The following is a 17,164-nucleotide window of genomic DNA, read 5'->3' as shown; positions in this document are numbered from 1 at the left end:
GGAGATTAGAAATGGCAATTTTAGTATTAGGTGGAGCTGGTTATATCGGTTCTCACATGGTTGATCGCTTAGTTGAAAAAGGTCAAGAAAAAGTAGTAGTAGTAGATAGTCTGGTAACAGGACACCGTGCTGCCGTACATCCAGATGCTATTTTCTATCAAGGCGATCTCTCTGATCAAGATTTTATGAGAAAGGTCTTCAAAGAAAACCCTGATGTTGATGCCGTTATTCACTTTGCGGCCTATTCATTGGTTGGTGAATCAATGGAAAAACCACTCAAATATTTTGATAACAATACAGCTGGAATGGTTAAATTGCTTGAAGTTATGAACGAATGCGGTGTTAAATACATTGTCTTCTCATCAACAGCAGCAACTTACGGTATTCCAGAAGAAATTCCAATTCTTGAAACAACACCACAAAATCCTATCAACCCATATGGTGAAAGTAAGTTGATGATGGAAACTATCATGAAGTGGTCTGATAAAGCTTATGGTATTAAATATGTGCCACTTCGTTACTTCAACGTTGCTGGTGCAAAACCTGATGGATCTATCGGTGAAGACCATGGTCCAGAAACTCACCTTCTTCCAATTATCCTTCAAGTAGCTCAAGGTGTTCGTGAAAAAATTATGATTTTTGGTGATGACTACAACACTCCTGATGGTACAAATGTTCGTGACTATGTTCACCCATTTGACTTAGCTGATGCTCACCTCCTTGCTGTTGAATATCTTCGTAAAGGAAATGAATCTACAGCCTTTAACTTAGGTTCATCAACAGGTTTCTCAAACCTTCAAATTCTTGAAGCAGCTCGTAAGGTAACTGGTAAAGAAATTCCAGCTGAAAAAGCTGATCGTCGTCCTGGTGACCCTGATACATTAATTGCTTCATCTGAAAAAGCACGTACAGTTCTTGGATGGAAACCACAATTTGATAACATCGAAAAAATCATCGCAAGTGCTTGGGCATGGCATTCTAGCCATCCAAAAGGTTACGATGATCGAGGGTAATTAAAAAAATAATAATAAACAAAGAGTCAGAGAGTATATAAAATTGTTGTACTCTTTGTTTTTTGAGGAAATAGTATGAAAATAGGTCGTGAAATTATTGGAAAAGTTGACTCAGGTGATGTCAGCAAAATTACGATGGAGAATGATAAGGGTGTTATCATCTCAACGCTAACGTTAGGAGCAACATTACAGGAGTTTTTAGTTCCAACTGAAACGGGCGGTTTGAAAAATATTGTTCTTGGTTTTGATGCTTATGAAGATTATTACAAGAATGGTTTATGTGCCTGCCAATCTGTCGGAAGGGTTGCTGGAAGAATCGGAAAAGCTTCGTATACTCATGAGACGGTTCTTTATAGCCTTCCTAAGAATGAAGGAGAAAATTGCCTACACAGTGGTCCGGAAGGGATGCAGTTCCAAAATTGGAATTATGTCACAAACTTGACAGAGGAATATGTTGAGACAAAGTTTGTTAGAAGACTTTACTCAAGTGTCGATGGGTTCCCTGGTGACATGTCAGTTTCTATTACCTACAGACTTAACAACAGCAATCGCTTATCAATCTTCTTTGATGCCTTTGATGTTACAGAAACTACAGTCTTTAATCCGACCAATCATGTCTACTTTAATCTTAGTGACAAGCAAGATTTGTCAACTCATGAGTTAAAAATCTATTCAGACTACCATTTGGAATTGGATTCTGAGTTAATCCCTACAGGACAAAAAATTAATGTAGATGGAACACATTATGACTTCAGAAAGACAACTGACTTGCTCCCTCGAATTGAAGCAAATCAAGGTTTCGATGATGCTTTTGTAGTAGGTGGCGAAACTTGTGACCATGTGAAAGAAGTAGCTGTTCTCCATGATAAAGAGAGTGGAGATGGTATCGAAATTTTCTCAAACAGAAATGGTTTAGTCATTTTTACGATGGATGATATCGAAGATAATATTTACTTTGCAAGAGATAAAGGTAAGATAGCAAAAGGGCGTGAAGCTATTGCTATGGAAGCTCAAACCCTTCCAGATGCCGTTAATCACAAAGGTTTTGGAGATATTATCTTAGAGAAGGGTCATAGTGTAAACTATGAAATTGGCTTCCAATACTTTAATTCATCAAAGTAATCACGTATTAGTAAAAGTTTAGTAAAAAATCACTAAATCTATTGACAATTTAAGCTAATACTTGTATAATGTAAGCGTATTCAAAATAATAACAGGAGGTTTTCATAATGGGAAAATCTAACGGTCAGATGAAGTCTCGTCTATCCTATACAGCTGGTGCTTTTGGTAACGACGTCTTCTATGCAACGTTGTCAACATACTTTATCATGTTTGTGACAACTCACTTGTTTAACACAGGTGATCCAAAGCAAAATAGTCACTACGTACTATTAATTACTAACATCATCGCTATTTTGCGTATCTTGGAAGTATTTATCGATCCATTGATTGGTAACATGATTGATAACACTCATACTAAGTATGGTAAATTCAAACCATGGGTAGTTGGTGGTGGTATCATCAGTTCTATCGCCTTGTTGCTTCTCTTCACCGATTTAGGTGGTTTGAATAAAACAAATCCTTTCTTGTATCTTGTACTTTTCGGAATTATCTACCTTGTAATGGATGTCTTCTACTCAATTAAAGATATCGGTTTCTGGTCAATGATTCCTGCCTTGTCTCTTGACAGTCACGAACGTGAAAAAATGGCAACTTTTGCCCGTATCGGTTCTACAATCGGTGCTAACATTGTCGGTGTTGCCATCATGCCAATTGTTTTGTTCTTCTCAATGACTAAAACTGGTGGTTCAGGAGATAAAACTGGTTGGTTCTGGTTTGCCTTCATCGTTGCTCTTATTGGTGTGATCACATCAATCGCTGTTGGTATTGGTACTCGTGAAGTTGAATCTAAACTTCGTGATAATAAACAAAAAACTAGCCTTAAACAAGTCTTTAAGGTTCTTGGTAAAAACGACCAATTGATGTGGTTGTCTCTCGGATATTGGTTCTACGGTCTTGGTATTAACTCACTTAATGCCCTTCAACTTTACTATTTCACATTCATCCTTGGTGATTCAGGTAAATACTCAATCCTTTACGGATTAAACACTATTGTTGGTTTGGTTTCAGTTTCACTCTTCCCTAGTCTTGCTGGTAAATTCAACCGTAAACGTTTGTTCTATGGATGTATTGCAGTAATGCTCGGTGGTATCGGAATCTTTAGTATTGCAGGTACTTCACTTCCAATGATCTTGACTGCAGCTGAACTCTTCTTCATTCCACAACCTCTTGTGTTCCTTGTTATCCTTATGATTATCTCTGACTCAGTAGAATATGGTCAATGGAAATTGGGACACCGTGATGAATCTCTTACTTTGTCAGTTCGTCCACTTGTTGATAAACTTGGTGGAGCAATGTCAAACTGGCTTGTATCTTTGATTGCCGTTGCCGCAGGTATGACAACTGGTGCTAAAGCAGCTGATATTACAGTTCATCAACAAGTTGTCTTTAAACTTAGCATGTTTGGTTTCCCAGCAGCAGCTATGCTTATCGGTGCCTTCATTATTGCTCGTAAGATTACTTTGACTGAAGCACGTCACGCTGAAATCGTCGAAGAATTGGAACATCGCTTTAGCGCAGCAACTTCTGAAAATGAAGTTAAAGCTAACGTCGTATCTCTTGTAAACCCTACAACTGGTCAATTGGTTGACCTCTCAAGTGTTAATGATGAACACTTTGCTTCAGGTAGCATGGGTAAAGGTTTCGCCATTAAACCTACTGATGGAGCTGTCTTTGCACCAATTAGTGGTACTATTCGTCAAGTTCTTCCTACTCGTCATGCAGTTGGTATTGAAAGTGAAGATGGTGTCGTTGTTCTTATCCACGTTGGTATCGGAACAGTTAAACTTAAAGGTGAAGGATTCATTAGTTACGTAGAACAAGGTCAACATGTTGAAGTTGGAGATAAACTTCTTGAGTTCTGGCCACCAATTATTGAGAAAAATGGTCTTGATGACACAGTACTTGTCACTGTAACTAATTCAGAAAAATTCAGTGCTTTCCATCTTGAACAAGAAGTTGGAGAAAAGGTAGAAGCTTTGTCTGAAGTTATTACTTTCAAAAAAGGAGAGTAATCTATGAACACGACTGAAAAAATTCAAACTTACTTAAACGATCCAAAGATTGTTAGCGTTAATACTGTTGACGCTCACTCAGATCATAAGTATTTTGAATCTCTTGCAGAATTTTCTAAAGGAGAGATGAAGTTAAGACAATCTCTTAATGGAAAATGGAAAATTCACTATGCTCAGAATACAAATCAGGTTTTAAAAGACTTTTATAAAACAGAGTTTGATGAAACTGATTTGAATTTCATCAATGTACCAGGTCATTTAGAGCTTCAAGGTTTTGGTTCTCCACAATATGTGAATACCCAATATCCTTGGGATGGTAAAGAATTCCTTCGTCCACCTCAAGTTCCTCAAGAATCAAATGCTGTTGCATCATACGTTAAACATTTTACCTTGAATGATGCATTAAAAGATAAAAAAGTATTTATCTCATTCCAAGGGGTTGCCACTTCCATCTTTGTATGGGTCAATGGTAACTTCGTAGGATACAGTGAAGATTCATTTACACCTAGTGAATTTGAAATTAGTGATTACCTTGTTGAAGGTGATAACAAGTTGGCGGTAGCTGTTTATCGTTACTCTACAGCAAGCTGGTTGGAAGACCAAGACTTCTGGAGACTTTACGGTATTTTCAGAGATGTTTACTTGTATGCTATTCCAAAAGTTCACGTTCAAGATCTCTTTGTTAAGGGAGATTATGATTACCAAACAAAAGCAGGTCAATTGGATATTGATTTGAAGGCTGTTGGTGATTATGAAGATAAGAAGATTAAATATGTTCTTTCAGATTATGAAGGCATCGTTACAGAAGGTGATGCATCTGTTAATGGTGACGGTGAACTATCTGTAAGTCTTGAAAATCTGAAAATCAAACCTTGGAGTGCTGAAAGTCCTAAACTTTACAATTTGACCCTTCATGTTTTGGATGATGACCAAGTTGTTGAAGTCGTTCCAGTTAAAGTTGGATTTAGACACTTCGAAATTAAAGATAAACTCATGCTTTTGAATGGTAAGAGAATTGTCTTTAAAGGGGTTAACAGACACGAATTTAACGCTAGAACAGGACGTTGTATCACTGAAGAAGATATGCTTTGGGATATCAAAGTGATGAAACAACATAACATCAATGCTGTTCGTACGTCTCACTATCCTAACCAAACACGTTGGTATGAATTGTGTGATGAATATGGACTTTATGTTATTGATGAAGCCAACCTTGAAACACATGGTACATGGCAAAAACTTGGTCTAAGCGAACCTTCATGGAATATCCCAGCTAGTGAACCAGAATGGTTGCCTGCTTGTTTGGATCGTGCCAATAACATGTTCCAACGTGATAAGAACCATGCTAGTGTTATCATTTGGTCTTGTGGTAATGAATCATATGCTGGTAAAGATATTGCTGACATGGCTGATTACTTCCGTAGTGTTGACAATACTCGTCCAGTTCACTATGAAGGTGTTACATGGTGTCGTGAATTTGATTACATTACAGACATCGAAAGTCGTATGTATGCGAAACCAGCTGATATCGAAGAATACCTCACTAACAATCCTCAAAAACCTTATATTTCATGTGAATACATGCACACAATGGGTAACTCTGGTGGTGGATTGAAACTCTACACTGACTTAGAGAAATATCCAGAATACCAAGGTGGATTTATTTGGGACTTCATTGACCAAGCTATTTACAAACCACTTCCAAATGGTAGCGAATTCCTATCATATGGTGGTGACTGGCATGATAGACCTTCTGACTACGAATTTTGTGGAAATGGTATTGTCTTCGCAGATCGTACCCTAACTCCAAAACTTCAAACAGTTAAACATCTTTACTCTAATATTAAGATTGCTGTTGATGAAAAATCAGTAACTATCAAGAATGATAATGTCTTTGAAGATCTTTCTGCTTATACTTTCCTAGCTAGAGTTTACGAAGATGGTAGAAAAGTTAGCGAAAGTGAATATCACTTTGATGTTAAACCAGGTGAAGAAGCAACATTCCCAGTAGAATTCGCTGTTGGATCTTCAAATGCTGAACGAATTTATGAAGTTGCTTGTGTTCAGAATGAAGCAACTGAATGGGCTCCAAAAGGACATGAAATTGTTCGTGGTCAATATGTTGCTGAAAAGATTAGCACTGAAACACCAGTTAAGGCTCCTTTGAATGTTGTTGAAGGCGACTTCAACATCGGAATCCACGGACAAAACTTCTCTATCTTGCTTTCACGTGCACAAAATACGCTAGTATCTGCTAAGTATAACGGTGTTGAATTCATTGAGAAAGGTCCTAAACTTAACTTTACTCGTGCTTACACTGACAACGATCGTGGTGCTGGATATCCATTCGAAATGGCAGGCTGGAAAGTTGCTGGAAACTATAGTAAGGTTACAGATACTCAAATTCAAATTGAAGATGACTCTGTTAAAGTGACTTATGTTCATGAATTGCCTGGCTTTTCTGATGTCGAAGTTAAGGTAACTTATCAAGTTGATTACAAGGGTCGAATCTTTGTTACTGCAAACTATGATGGTAAAGCAGGTTTGCCAAACTTCCCTGAATTTGGTCTAGAATTTGCTATCGGTTCACAATTTACAAACCTAAGCTATTATGGATACGGTGCAGAAGAAAGCTACCTTGATAAACTTCCTGGTGCCTATCTTGGTCGATATGAAACATCTGTTGAAAAGACATTTGCTCCATATCTAATGCCACAAGAATCTGGTAATCACTATGGTACTCGTGAATTTACAGTATCTGATGATAACCATAATGGTCTTAAATTCACCGCACTTAATAAGGCATTCGAATTCAGTGCTTTGCGTAACAGTACTGAACAAATTGAAAATGCTCGTCATCAATATGAATTGCAACAATCTGATGCTACATGGATTAAAGTTCTTGCTGCTCAAATGGGTGTCGGTGGTGACGACTCATGGGGTGCTCCAGTTCATGACGAATTCTTGGTTAGCTCAGCAGATAGCTATCAATTGAGCTTCGTGATTGAACCACTCAACTAAAGTATTATTGGACTTTGCCTCCAACGATATATTTGATAAAGGAAACTCGAAAGGGTTTCCTTTTGTCATGGTTTGAAGTAAGAAAAAAGGAAACAGACCTCTGTTTCCTCTTAAAATATAACTCAGTTTTCAATTCCCTTAAAAATGGGAGTGGTCTAGTAAAATTATGAAAAAGTGAGTTAAAGTTATTGATAAAGAAAAGGGACTAAACCACTCCCAAGACGTTAATGATTTTTTGTAGCTTTAAATGAAACTTGAAGATTATGCCTTGACGTTAATCGTCCAATGGCACTCTATCTAATATAAGTATACAACTTTGAGTTTAGATGTCCAAAAATAAGACTCTATGGATTATTATCAGTATTGTGATTGGCGACTATTTTTGTCAATAACAATTTAAGAGGTTGTTGATCTCACTTAAAATATAGTAATGTTCTATGAAAACGTGTACAATAGTAGTTAGAGAAATAAACATAGATTGGAGAAGATTGATGACATCATCTTTTGAAGACTTCACAAAAAAAGCAGAAGCATTCTTAGAAGAACATATTACAGAGTATCTCAGTGTGGACATGGCTCTTGAAGATTTTGCAAGACAATATAACCAAGGGCTTTTTGATGAGATCACTTCCCCTGATTCAAAGCAGGAGAGAGCCTGGAAACTCATTGAAGAGGCTTATCATTATTATGAGGACGATCCTTCAAGAAGTCAGGAATTTTTGACAGAAGCTTTAAAACTAGATCCTGAAAATCTTGATGCTAAGCAGATGCTCTTGACTTTTCAAAGTCCACTTGAACATCTAAAAGGCCTAATTGATTTAGAAAAAGAGCAAAGGTCCAAGTGGGAGCAAGGTCCAAAAATGGGCTGGGTTAATCTTGATGAGCGTCCTTATTTGTCTTTGAAGTATAATCTTGCTAAATTTTATTTAAGCAACAGTATGAATCGGTTTGCTATTAAGGAATTTGAAGAGATTCTAGAAATAGATGTTCAAGATCACATGGGAGTCCGTTACGAATTGATGGCTACCTATTGTAATCTGGAGGAATTTGATAAGGCTAAAAGCTTTTTCGAATGTGAGGAAATGGAATATCACGAAGAAGATTTGATGATAGTACCTATGATGACCGTCTCACTAATGACAGGACATATTGAGGATGCGGATTTCTATTTTGATCTTCTCTATGCAAAAAATCCAGAGTTCGAAAATTATTTAAAAATGATTGAACAAGGTGATGAAGAGCGTCTAGTTGCCGAAACGCTTAAAGTCAACCCTATCTTATTTGAAGCCAATAGTATGCAAAGTCTTTTGATGGTTTTTAATCAAGTCGTTGATCTGTCCCAGTCAGAATATTATTTTACTTGGTTAATCGAAAAATATCGTGCGAAACGTCCACAAAGACATGTTGCGAAAAAGAAAAATCCAGAATTGCACAAATTAATTAGAGAATTGGAAAAAAGTATAGAACCGAGTAAAGCCCTTCAAGGTCTTTCAATAAGTGTAGAGCGTATACTTCGTCAACATGGCTTAATAGAGTTTAAAGATTTTAAAAAGAAAACGGAAGAGGAAGTAGCAGCGATTAGAGGAGTTGGCAAGGTGAGCATGGAAATCCTTAAAGAAAATGGTGTTGTCTTTAAAAAGAAGCGGAAAAAGAAGTAAGGAACTATTCATCAAACAAGCCGTAGCAAATCTTTGCATTTTTGACTTATCTTTTTTAAGATAGTACTATTTAAAAAAAGAAAAGGAGAAAAGCATGGAAACATATACACTTTCAAATGGGGTCACGATTCCTAAAATTGGTTTTGGAACTTGGCAAATTGCAGAAGGGGAAGAAGCCTATAAAAGCGTTAGCTTTGCACTTAAGGCGGGTTACACACATATTGATACAGCTCAAATTTATGGTAACGAGGTCTCAGTAGGTAAGGCGATTGCTGATAGTGAAGTGGCTCGTGAGGATATTTTCCTAACAACCAAACTTTGGAATGACAAGCACGATTATGACTTGGCTAAGGCCTCTATCGATGAGTCTCTTGAAAGACTTGGTGTGGATTATTTGGATCTGTTACTCATCCACTGGCCAAATCCAAAGGCACTTCGTGAGAATGATGCTTGGAAGGCTGGCAATGCAGGTGCTTGGAAGGCAATGGAAGAAGCCTACAAAGACGGTAAGGTTCGTGCTATCGGTGTGTCTAACTTTATGCAACATCACCTTGAAGCCCTCCTTGAAACGGCTGAGATTGTTCCACAGGTTAACCAAATTCTCTTGGCTCCAGGTTGTGCCCAAGAAGAGTTGGTTGCCTATTGCCAAGAGCGTGATATTCTTCTTGAAGCCTATAGCCCACTAGGTACTGGTAGCATTTTTGGAAATGAAGATGTTGAAGCAGTGGCCGAACGTAACGGAAAATCTGTTGCTCAAGTTGCTCTGCGTTGGAGTCTTCAAAAAGGTTTCTTACCATTACCTAAGTCTGTGACACCCAAAAATATTGAAGGCAACCTAGATATCTTTGACTTTGATTTGTCAGCGGAAGACATGGCAGTCTTGGATAAGATTCAAGGTATCAAGACTCAGGATGACCCCGATTCAGTAAATTTTTAATAGGATTGCAAGCAACTCGTGAGGGTTGCTTTTTCTTCTGTTTTACGAATAAAAGTGTGAATCTATCATCGAAATTGACAAAATGGAGGAGTGGTAATACAATGGTGTTACAAAAGAGAACGAGGTTAAGGATATGACAACAATTACATTGAAAGTTTCAGAAGCAGATAAGAAGTTCATGCAGGCAATTGCGAAATTTGAAGGGGTATCCTTGTCAGAATTAATTCGTACCAAAACTTTAGAAGCTATTGAGGATGAATACGATGCTAGAGTCGCTGATTTGGCCTTAGCAGAATATGAAGAGTATCTAGAAAATGGTGGGGAGGTGCTCAATTGGGATGACCTATAAGATAGTACCAACCCCTAAATTTGCCAAAAGTTTTAAAAAGTTAGATCCTTTCGTTAGGAAACAAATAAAATCTTATCTCAATCGTGTCACAGATAATCCACGAGCTAAGGGAAAGGCCTTGGTTGCCAATCGGACCGGACAATGGCGCTATCGTATTGGTGCTTATCGTGTCATTGTCAATATTAAGGATAACGAACTAGTCATTCTAGCCCTCGAAGTCGGTCATAGACGTGATATCTATTAGCATCAACACATAGAATATCCTAGGTTCAGTTAATTTTTAATAGGATTGCAAGCAACTCGTGAGGGTTGCTTTTTGCTTGTTTCTTTTGATTTGCTATAATGAAACTGTCATTTGTTTATTTATAGATGGGAGTTACGTAATGGAGTCTCGAAATCTTTTGCCTCAGAATACACGTATGATGGCCAATTTGCTCAGTTTTTCGGGAGGAGCTTTGGATGTCTTTTGTCATATGTATTACCATAGTTTGGTTGTCACTCAGACAGGGAATATTCTCCTGTTAGTTGCTGACTGGCGTAGTAGTAGCATGTACCATAATATGTTACGATGCTTTTCCATCCTTTTCTTTTCCTTAGGTTTTCTTTTTGGCATGTGGTTTAAAGATCATCGTAAGAATGCTTACTGGCGTGTTTATGGTCTACTTCCTCTGTGTGTGATGACTGCCATTTTACCATTCTTAACACCAAATGCTCTATTAGAGCTTCCGATTATTGCTTTTTCTGCAGGTGTCATGATGAAGACTTTTACTGGTAGTCAGATTGAAAATCACCCCTTTGTGATTTTTATGACTTCAGGCAATTATCGAAGGATGCTGACGGCACTTTACTATGTTATTCAGGGGAGCGAGGGTCAGAAGGGATATCGTCGCCAGGCGGTCAATTATGGCTTTGTCGTAGGTAGTTTTGTGGTTGGTGCAGTTGTATCAGCTCTTCTGATGCATTTTATTCATATCAAGTCCATCTGGCTAATCACGATTAGCTTGATTACGATTATGGTTTACTATTCATCAGAGGTGAAACGTCTGGGACTCAAGGAAACTAATCTTTAGGCATTTTTGTAGTAATTATTTTTGATAAAAATAGACTTGTGTTATAATCTTGGTTATATTAATTTTTTTTAACCCTGAATAAAGGAGAATTAAGATGCCTGTAGTAAGTAATGATTTTTCAGATATTGTATATAACCGTCGTTCCATTCGTAAATTTGATACTTCTGTCAAGATTCCACGAGAAGAATTGTTGGAAATCTTAGATAAAACTGTTACAGCCCCATCATCAGTGAACATGCAGCCTTGGCGTTTTGTCGTTGTTGATAGTGAGGAAGGCAAGGAAAAATTGGAACCCTTTGTCAGCTACAATGGTGTGCAAAATGAAACGTCATCAGCCATGGTCCTTATTTTTGCGGATTTGAAGAGCCAAGAAAGAGCTGAAGAAATCTACGATAAGGCTGTTGCGCAAGGAAAAATGCCTGAAGAGGTCAAAGAAAAACAACTATCAAGCATTGTACCAATGTATGAAAATGCTCCTCGTGAAATGATGAATGAAATTGTTCATATTGATGCTAGTCTGGCTGCCATGCAGTTGATGTTGGTCGCACGTTCTTATGGTTACGATACTAATGCCATTGGTGGCTATAAAAAAGAAGGTCTCGCCAAAGCCTTCGGACTTGACGCTGATCGTCATGTACCAATCTTGCTCATTGCTCTTGGTAAGTCCAATGAAGAAGGTTTCGAGTCAGTTCGTTTGAATGCTTCTGATGTGACGACTTTTGCTTAATAAATAATTGACCGTAAGTCTCGGAAGTGGAGGCTCACGGTTTTTTATTTTTCCTTTTATGCTATCAATAACTCATAATGCACCTTGTCATTAATTTGGCTTTTTGTTAAGATGAAAGAAAAAGTGATCGTATACAATTGGTAGTATCATTGGAGGATTAAGACATGGCACGTATTTTACAGATTGAAGACAATGAGGATATCCAGAATATTCTTTTTAACTTGTTTTCTGGAGAACATGATATTATCCAAGCCTACTCTGGGACTGAAGGAGAGCTTTTGTTTCAAAGTCAAGAGATTGATTTGGTTCTCTTAGATATCATGTTGCCAGGTAAGGGTGGTGAAGAAGTGCTTAAGTTTATCAGACAAAGAAGCTCTGTTCCTGTCATTATGTTGACAGCCTTGGGTGACAAGCACTTGATTAGCCAGTACTTACTTGATGGTGCAAATGATTATATCGTTAAGCCCTTTGATCTTGAAGAAGTTTATGCGCGTGTCTCGGTTCAACTACGTGAACACAGCAAGGGAAGTGGTAGGCCTGATAACATCTATCAAGTCAAAAATATCACGATAAACCCAGACAGTTTTGAAGTCTCCTGTCAGGGCAAAGTCATTCGTTTGGGTAAGAAAGAGTTTCAAATTTTCCACACACTCCTTCAAAATCCAAAGAAAATTTTTACTAAAGAGGACCTTTATGAGACGGTTTGGGAAGCCCCTTATCTATCAGGTGATAATACATTGAATGCACAGTTGAGTAATCTACGAAAGAAACTAGCACAAGTGGATGAAAGTTCAGAGTATATCGAAACGATTTGGGGCTTAGGAGTGCGACTTAAAGGAGATGACTTATGAGAGGACTACTTATTGCATTGACAGTACTCCTACTGGGTGTGACTATTTATCTAGTCCGTTACTATTTGGCTGTTAAGTCTCTCTCAAAGCAGATTGAAGAAAAGTTGGTTGAAGAAAGCCATAGACGGATTACTCTTAAAAACCAGCCCAAATCCTTAGTTATCCTGACGAATCAGATTGAGTCTCTCTTTACCCAAATTGAAAAGACTAAGCTTGTCGCTCTCCAAGAAAAGAAAACCATGGACATGGCTATCAGTAATATTGCCCATGATATACGAACACCACTGACAGTAGCGAGCGGATATGCTCAGCAAAGTCTTCGAAGTAGTAGTGAAGATGACATGGCTATGGAGAAGATTTCTAAGAATCTACTGACTGTTTCAAAGCGTTTGGAAGCCTTGTTGGAATATCGACGATTAACAGAGGGGGCCATCCAACCACAATTTCAAGATGTGGACTTTTCTCAACTTGTGGTTAAGTCTATCCTGCCTTACTATGACATGTTTCAGGAGACAGGGATTACACTAGATATTCAAGTAGCCCCTGACATCCGATGTGAAATGGATGCTGATATTTTTGACCGCCTATTTCAGAATATTATCAGTAACGTTCTAAAACACGGTAAGACTCAAGCTCAACTGACACTAGAGAAAGTGGATGATGGCATTTATTTGTCAGTTAGTAATATGGTTCAACAGCCGATACAGCATCTGGACCAACTAACGACCCGCTTTTACTCTGAAAACCTGTCAGACACCGAGGATTCCTCTGGACTTGGGCTTTATATCACCGAACACTTAGTCCAAGTCTTAGAGGGTGAGCTGCATCTGGACTATGAGAATGAATGGTTCTATTTAACAGTGAGATTATGAATTTTGAAGTTATATATTTGAAAAGAAAAAATAACATTGACTAGAGTATCACTATAGTTTAATTTAATGATCAATATGTGAGATGTTGGTAGTCAGAATCTATAAAAGGTGTTTGAAATGTACATGTAGTAACTAAAAAAACTAGGGGGAAACCCTAGTTAGCAGTAGACGTTCATACAGGAGTATTATGTAAATAAAAGAATGTTAGAGTGAAGTCTCTATGACAGAAGTTAATTAGAGACGAAGGGAAGATTAATTCATAGTTTGATGTATGTGTCTACTACTGAGATTATAACAGTGTGATTAGAATTTTGCAACAAGTTTTGTTAAAAGTCAACTTCTCAACTGAGGTAAGATAACATTTCAGATTAAGCCAAAATATTTTTCTGAGACAAGTAAAATTGTAATTAGGGATGCCTCAAAGCTGTTCGTATTTAGTAATCTAACAACATTTAAGATTCCGATGATGAATTGATAATTAAATTTAAGTGGCTAAATAATTACTATGCATAGGAGAAAATAATAGAATTAGATTGTATGACGATTGTCATTTAGATTATATTGTGCTATATTACTTTTTAGATAGTTTATCTATGTATCATCTCCCAAGGTAGATGGGTAAACTGTGGAATATTAATGCAGAAAAACGCAGGAGCTACTCTTGCGTTTTTTCTTATGCCAGAATTCGTATATTTCCAAGGGATTCAGTTTGGGGAAAGAAAAAAGTTAAACTCTATTAAAAATTTAGAGAAGAATATTGCTATTTTTACTCTTCATACTAGTTTGCTATAAAAAATGATTAGCTTTCAGAGTAAAATTTAGATTATAAAACCTTAGCATTCTTATTTCCACCCTCGCATTTCTAATATATTTGTTTAAAATTATATTATAAGAAAAGATAATGTTAATAATATCCATATATATGGCTTTAGAATTAATGCTTTATTATAATGTATTTTACATAAAGAAAATAATTGTAAAAACAATAAATAATTCAGAATATTCCATTGACAGAAAAGTTAAAAGTGCTAGAATTTAGGTGTTAAGAATATATTAAAAGGAAATTTGTATTATGGGAAAAAAAGAATCACAACGTTTCTCAATCAGGAAGTTTAACTTTGGGGTTGCTTCTGTGCTTCTGGGAACAGCCATTTTTGTGATGGGAGCAACCAGTGTTCAGGCAGATGAAGTAAGCGCTACCACTGAGGTTCAATCTTCTTTTACGGCGAAATTGAATGAAAACCAAGTTAACAGTGTTCAAGAAAGTAATGTTGAACAGAATAATGTCTCTAAAATAGAGTCTAATGAAGGCCAACAAAATAACGCAACAGTAGCACCTACTAACAGTAATGCTAAAGTAGAAGTAAATGACATTCAACAAAATACTCCGGTGGCAAAAAATGAAGAAGTTGTCCAAATAAAGGAGTTGAATTCAGTAACTTCGGAACCGGTGGCAGCAAATTCTTCGCAAGTGATTGAAGAAGAGAAAGTTGATAACCACCCTTCAAATGAACGACGCAGAGCTAAAAGGGAAGCTACCTCATCAACTGAAGAAAGTAAAACAACCTTTTCCAAAACAGGTGACACAATTACTGTGAAAAATCCTAATGTTGAAGTCAATTTTCCAAATGGTAACAGTCTATATGCTCCTGCAGAAACAGTCATTCATATGGAATTACCTGATGAATTAGAGATAAAACAAAATGATAAAATCGTTGTCGATATTCCCGATGCAATTAGAATTCCTACAAGTTTGCATTATGATGTAACTGGTCCTAGTGGTGAAATAATAGGTAATGCTTTTCTAGATTCAATTAGTAATAAAGTGATAACTACTTTTACAGATTACTATGAGAAAAACAAAATTGCAAAACAATTTACCTTAACCTTTAGTACCGGTTGGAAATCATATGTTAAACCAAATGTTCCAACAGAACTCAATTTTAGTGGACGAAAAATTACAGTAACAGTAGGTCCGGAGAGTGCTCCTGTACCGGTAGAAAAAACTAAGGTAACAAAATATGGTGAAGCGGTAACTGGTCATCCTGAACTAATCAGATGGACTATCCGTCTAAACTCAGGTAGTTTGGTAGCTCCTCAAGTTTTGACAAATTACCAACTAATTGATACGCTTCCAGATGACCAAGTCCTAGTTCAAGATGGGGATCCTGTTTTGGATGAATTTGATACTAAAACGAAAGAAACGTGGCGTTTGGGACATGCGACATCTATTCCTTCAGATAATGTAGATTTATGGAACGGTAAAGCTCTTAGAGCTGAAAGAGTTCAGTCAATTTCTCCATGGGTTTCCAAAGGTAATGCGATTCAATTATTGGAAAATATCAAAGAAAGCCCAACTGGTTTTTCTTTCAAGATAGCGCAATTGAATGAGCTTGTTTATGTTCGCTATATGACGCGATTAAAAAATGTACCTGATACCAATGAGGAGTTACAAGAAAAACACGGTAATAATATCAAAATCACTTACAACTCTGGTGAAGAACAAAGTTACCAAGCAACTTTTGCATTTAAAGCAGGTGGTTCAGGTTCAGCTTCAAAGGCAAAACAACCAGCAAGGGTTGATTTAGCGTTTACAAAACGTCTTGAAGGAAGAAAGTTAAAGGCTGGTGAATTCACATTTAACCTAGTTGATCAAAGTGGTAATGTTGTTGATACACAAAAGAATGATAGTTTTGGACATATTACCTTCATTCCACAGTTATTTAACCATGCTGGTGTTTATCACTATACGGTTGAAGAAGTGCCAGGTACGGAAGCAGGTATTAACTACGATGCGATGAAAGCAGAAGTGAGTATCACAGTAGATGAAGATGGTAATTCGTACATAGCTCATACAATTATGCCAACGGATACCGAATTTAATAACACCTACACTCCTTCCCCAGTAAAAGTAGGACTAGAATTTAACAAAGTCCTTTCAAATGGTAGTCTAAATGTGGGTGATTTCAGTTTTACACTGACTGGTGATAACAATGTTAATGAAACAGTTACTAACAAAGCTGATGGGAAAATTACTTTCAGTGACTTATCATTTGATCATGTTGGTGTTTTCAACTACACAGTAAAAGAGGTGAAGGGTGATAAGCCAGATGTAGACTACGATGATATGACGATTGCGGTGAAAGTAACTGTATCGAAAGATGAGGAAACAGGTCTGTTAACAGCAAAAACAGAAATGACCTCAACAGGTGGCGAAGCAACTGGTGCAGATGACAAAACCTTTAACAACTATGCGGTAGCGCCAGTGACAGCGCAATTTGACTTTAGTAAAGTCTTGTCAGGACGCACTCTAAAAGATGGCGAGTTCAGTTTTGTCTTGAAAGATGCGACTGGTAAAGTACTTCAAACGAAGACCAATGATGCTTCAGGTAAAGTAGCCTTCGATGCACTCACTTATAAGAATAATGAAGTTGGTGTGCATAAGTACACTGTAGAAGAAGTCGCAGGTTCAGAAGCAGGAATGAGTTATGACCCAATGAAGGCAGAGGTAACAGTTACTGTCACGAAAGAT

At 37.2% G+C, this 17,164-nt stretch carries 13 protein-coding genes; all 13 read left to right on the top strand.

Annotated features, from left to right (window positions below; all coding sequences use genetic code 11):
* Nucleotides 1–11: 11 nt before the first annotated feature.
* Nucleotides 12–1,013: a UDP-glucose 4-epimerase GalE gene (galE, locus tag HMPREF0848_RS04865; protein WP_002888050.1), complete on the top strand. Its 1,002-nt coding sequence runs from the start codon at nucleotides 12–14 to the stop codon at nucleotides 1,011–1,013.
* Nucleotides 1,014–1,088: 75 nt separating this feature from the next.
* Nucleotides 1,089–2,135, top strand: coding sequence for an aldose epimerase family protein (locus HMPREF0848_RS04860; protein ID WP_008535016.1), 1,047 nt, complete (start codon nucleotides 1,089–1,091; stop codon nucleotides 2,133–2,135).
* A 107-nt stretch (nucleotides 2,136–2,242) separates the two neighbouring features.
* Entirely contained in the window at nucleotides 2,243–4,147 is a 1,905-nt protein-coding gene (locus tag HMPREF0848_RS04855) for a PTS sugar transporter subunit IIA (RefSeq protein ID WP_008535015.1), read from the top strand.
* Nucleotides 4,148–4,150: 3 nt separating this feature from the next.
* A complete protein-coding gene (locus HMPREF0848_RS04850; RefSeq protein WP_008535014.1) occupies nucleotides 4,151–7,168 on the top strand; it encodes a glycoside hydrolase family 2 TIM barrel-domain containing protein in 3,018 nt (1,005 codons plus the stop codon).
* A 491-nt stretch (nucleotides 7,169–7,659) separates the two neighbouring features.
* On the top strand, nucleotides 7,660–8,826 hold the full coding sequence (locus HMPREF0848_RS04845; RefSeq protein WP_232203279.1) for a hypothetical protein: 1,167 nt from the start codon (nucleotides 7,660–7,662) through the stop codon (nucleotides 8,824–8,826).
* A 94-nt stretch (nucleotides 8,827–8,920) separates the two neighbouring features.
* Nucleotides 8,921–9,763: an aldo/keto reductase gene (locus HMPREF0848_RS04840; RefSeq protein ID WP_008535012.1), complete on the top strand. Its 843-nt coding sequence runs from the start codon at nucleotides 8,921–8,923 to the stop codon at nucleotides 9,761–9,763.
* A 133-nt stretch (nucleotides 9,764–9,896) separates the two neighbouring features.
* Nucleotides 9,897–10,112, top strand: coding sequence for a type II toxin-antitoxin system RelB family antitoxin (gene relB / locus HMPREF0848_RS04835; protein ID WP_008535010.1), 216 nt, complete (start codon nucleotides 9,897–9,899; stop codon nucleotides 10,110–10,112).
* Nucleotides 10,102–10,356 (top strand): type II toxin-antitoxin system RelE family toxin, encoded by a 255-nt coding sequence (locus HMPREF0848_RS04830; RefSeq protein WP_021146083.1) that lies wholly within the window; start codon nucleotides 10,102–10,104, stop codon nucleotides 10,354–10,356. Before relB ends, HMPREF0848_RS04830 begins: the two co-directional genes overlap by 11 nt.
* A gap of 139 nt (nucleotides 10,357–10,495) precedes the next feature.
* Entirely contained in the window at nucleotides 10,496–11,182 is a 687-nt protein-coding gene (locus HMPREF0848_RS04825) for a YoaK family protein (protein WP_008535007.1), read from the top strand.
* 94 nt (nucleotides 11,183–11,276) lie between these two features.
* The gene (locus HMPREF0848_RS04820) at nucleotides 11,277–11,909 is read left to right on the top strand and encodes a nitroreductase family protein (protein ID WP_008535005.1); all 633 of its coding nucleotides are present in this window, start codon (nucleotides 11,277–11,279) and stop codon (nucleotides 11,907–11,909) included.
* A gap of 164 nt (nucleotides 11,910–12,073) precedes the next feature.
* Complete coding sequence (locus HMPREF0848_RS04815) at nucleotides 12,074–12,760, top strand: response regulator transcription factor (RefSeq protein ID WP_002888034.1); 687 nt, start codon at nucleotides 12,074–12,076, stop codon at nucleotides 12,758–12,760.
* Entirely contained in the window at nucleotides 12,757–13,632 is an 876-nt protein-coding gene (locus HMPREF0848_RS04810) for a sensor histidine kinase (protein WP_008535004.1), read from the top strand. The genes HMPREF0848_RS04815 and HMPREF0848_RS04810 overlap by 4 nt, the downstream gene beginning before the upstream one ends.
* 1,072 nt (nucleotides 13,633–14,704) lie before the next feature.
* On the top strand, nucleotides 14,705–17,164 hold a 2,460-nt coding region (locus HMPREF0848_RS04805; protein ID WP_008535001.1), incomplete at its 3' end, for a Spy0128 family protein.

Origin of the sequence: Streptococcus sp. C150 (assembly GCF_000187445.1) — a bacterium.
Classification (GTDB): Bacteria; Bacillota; Bacilli; order Lactobacillales; family Streptococcaceae; genus Streptococcus; species Streptococcus raffinosi.
The sequence above is the reverse complement of the archived record's forward strand: the minus strand, read 5'-3'. Positions and strand labels throughout refer to the sequence as shown.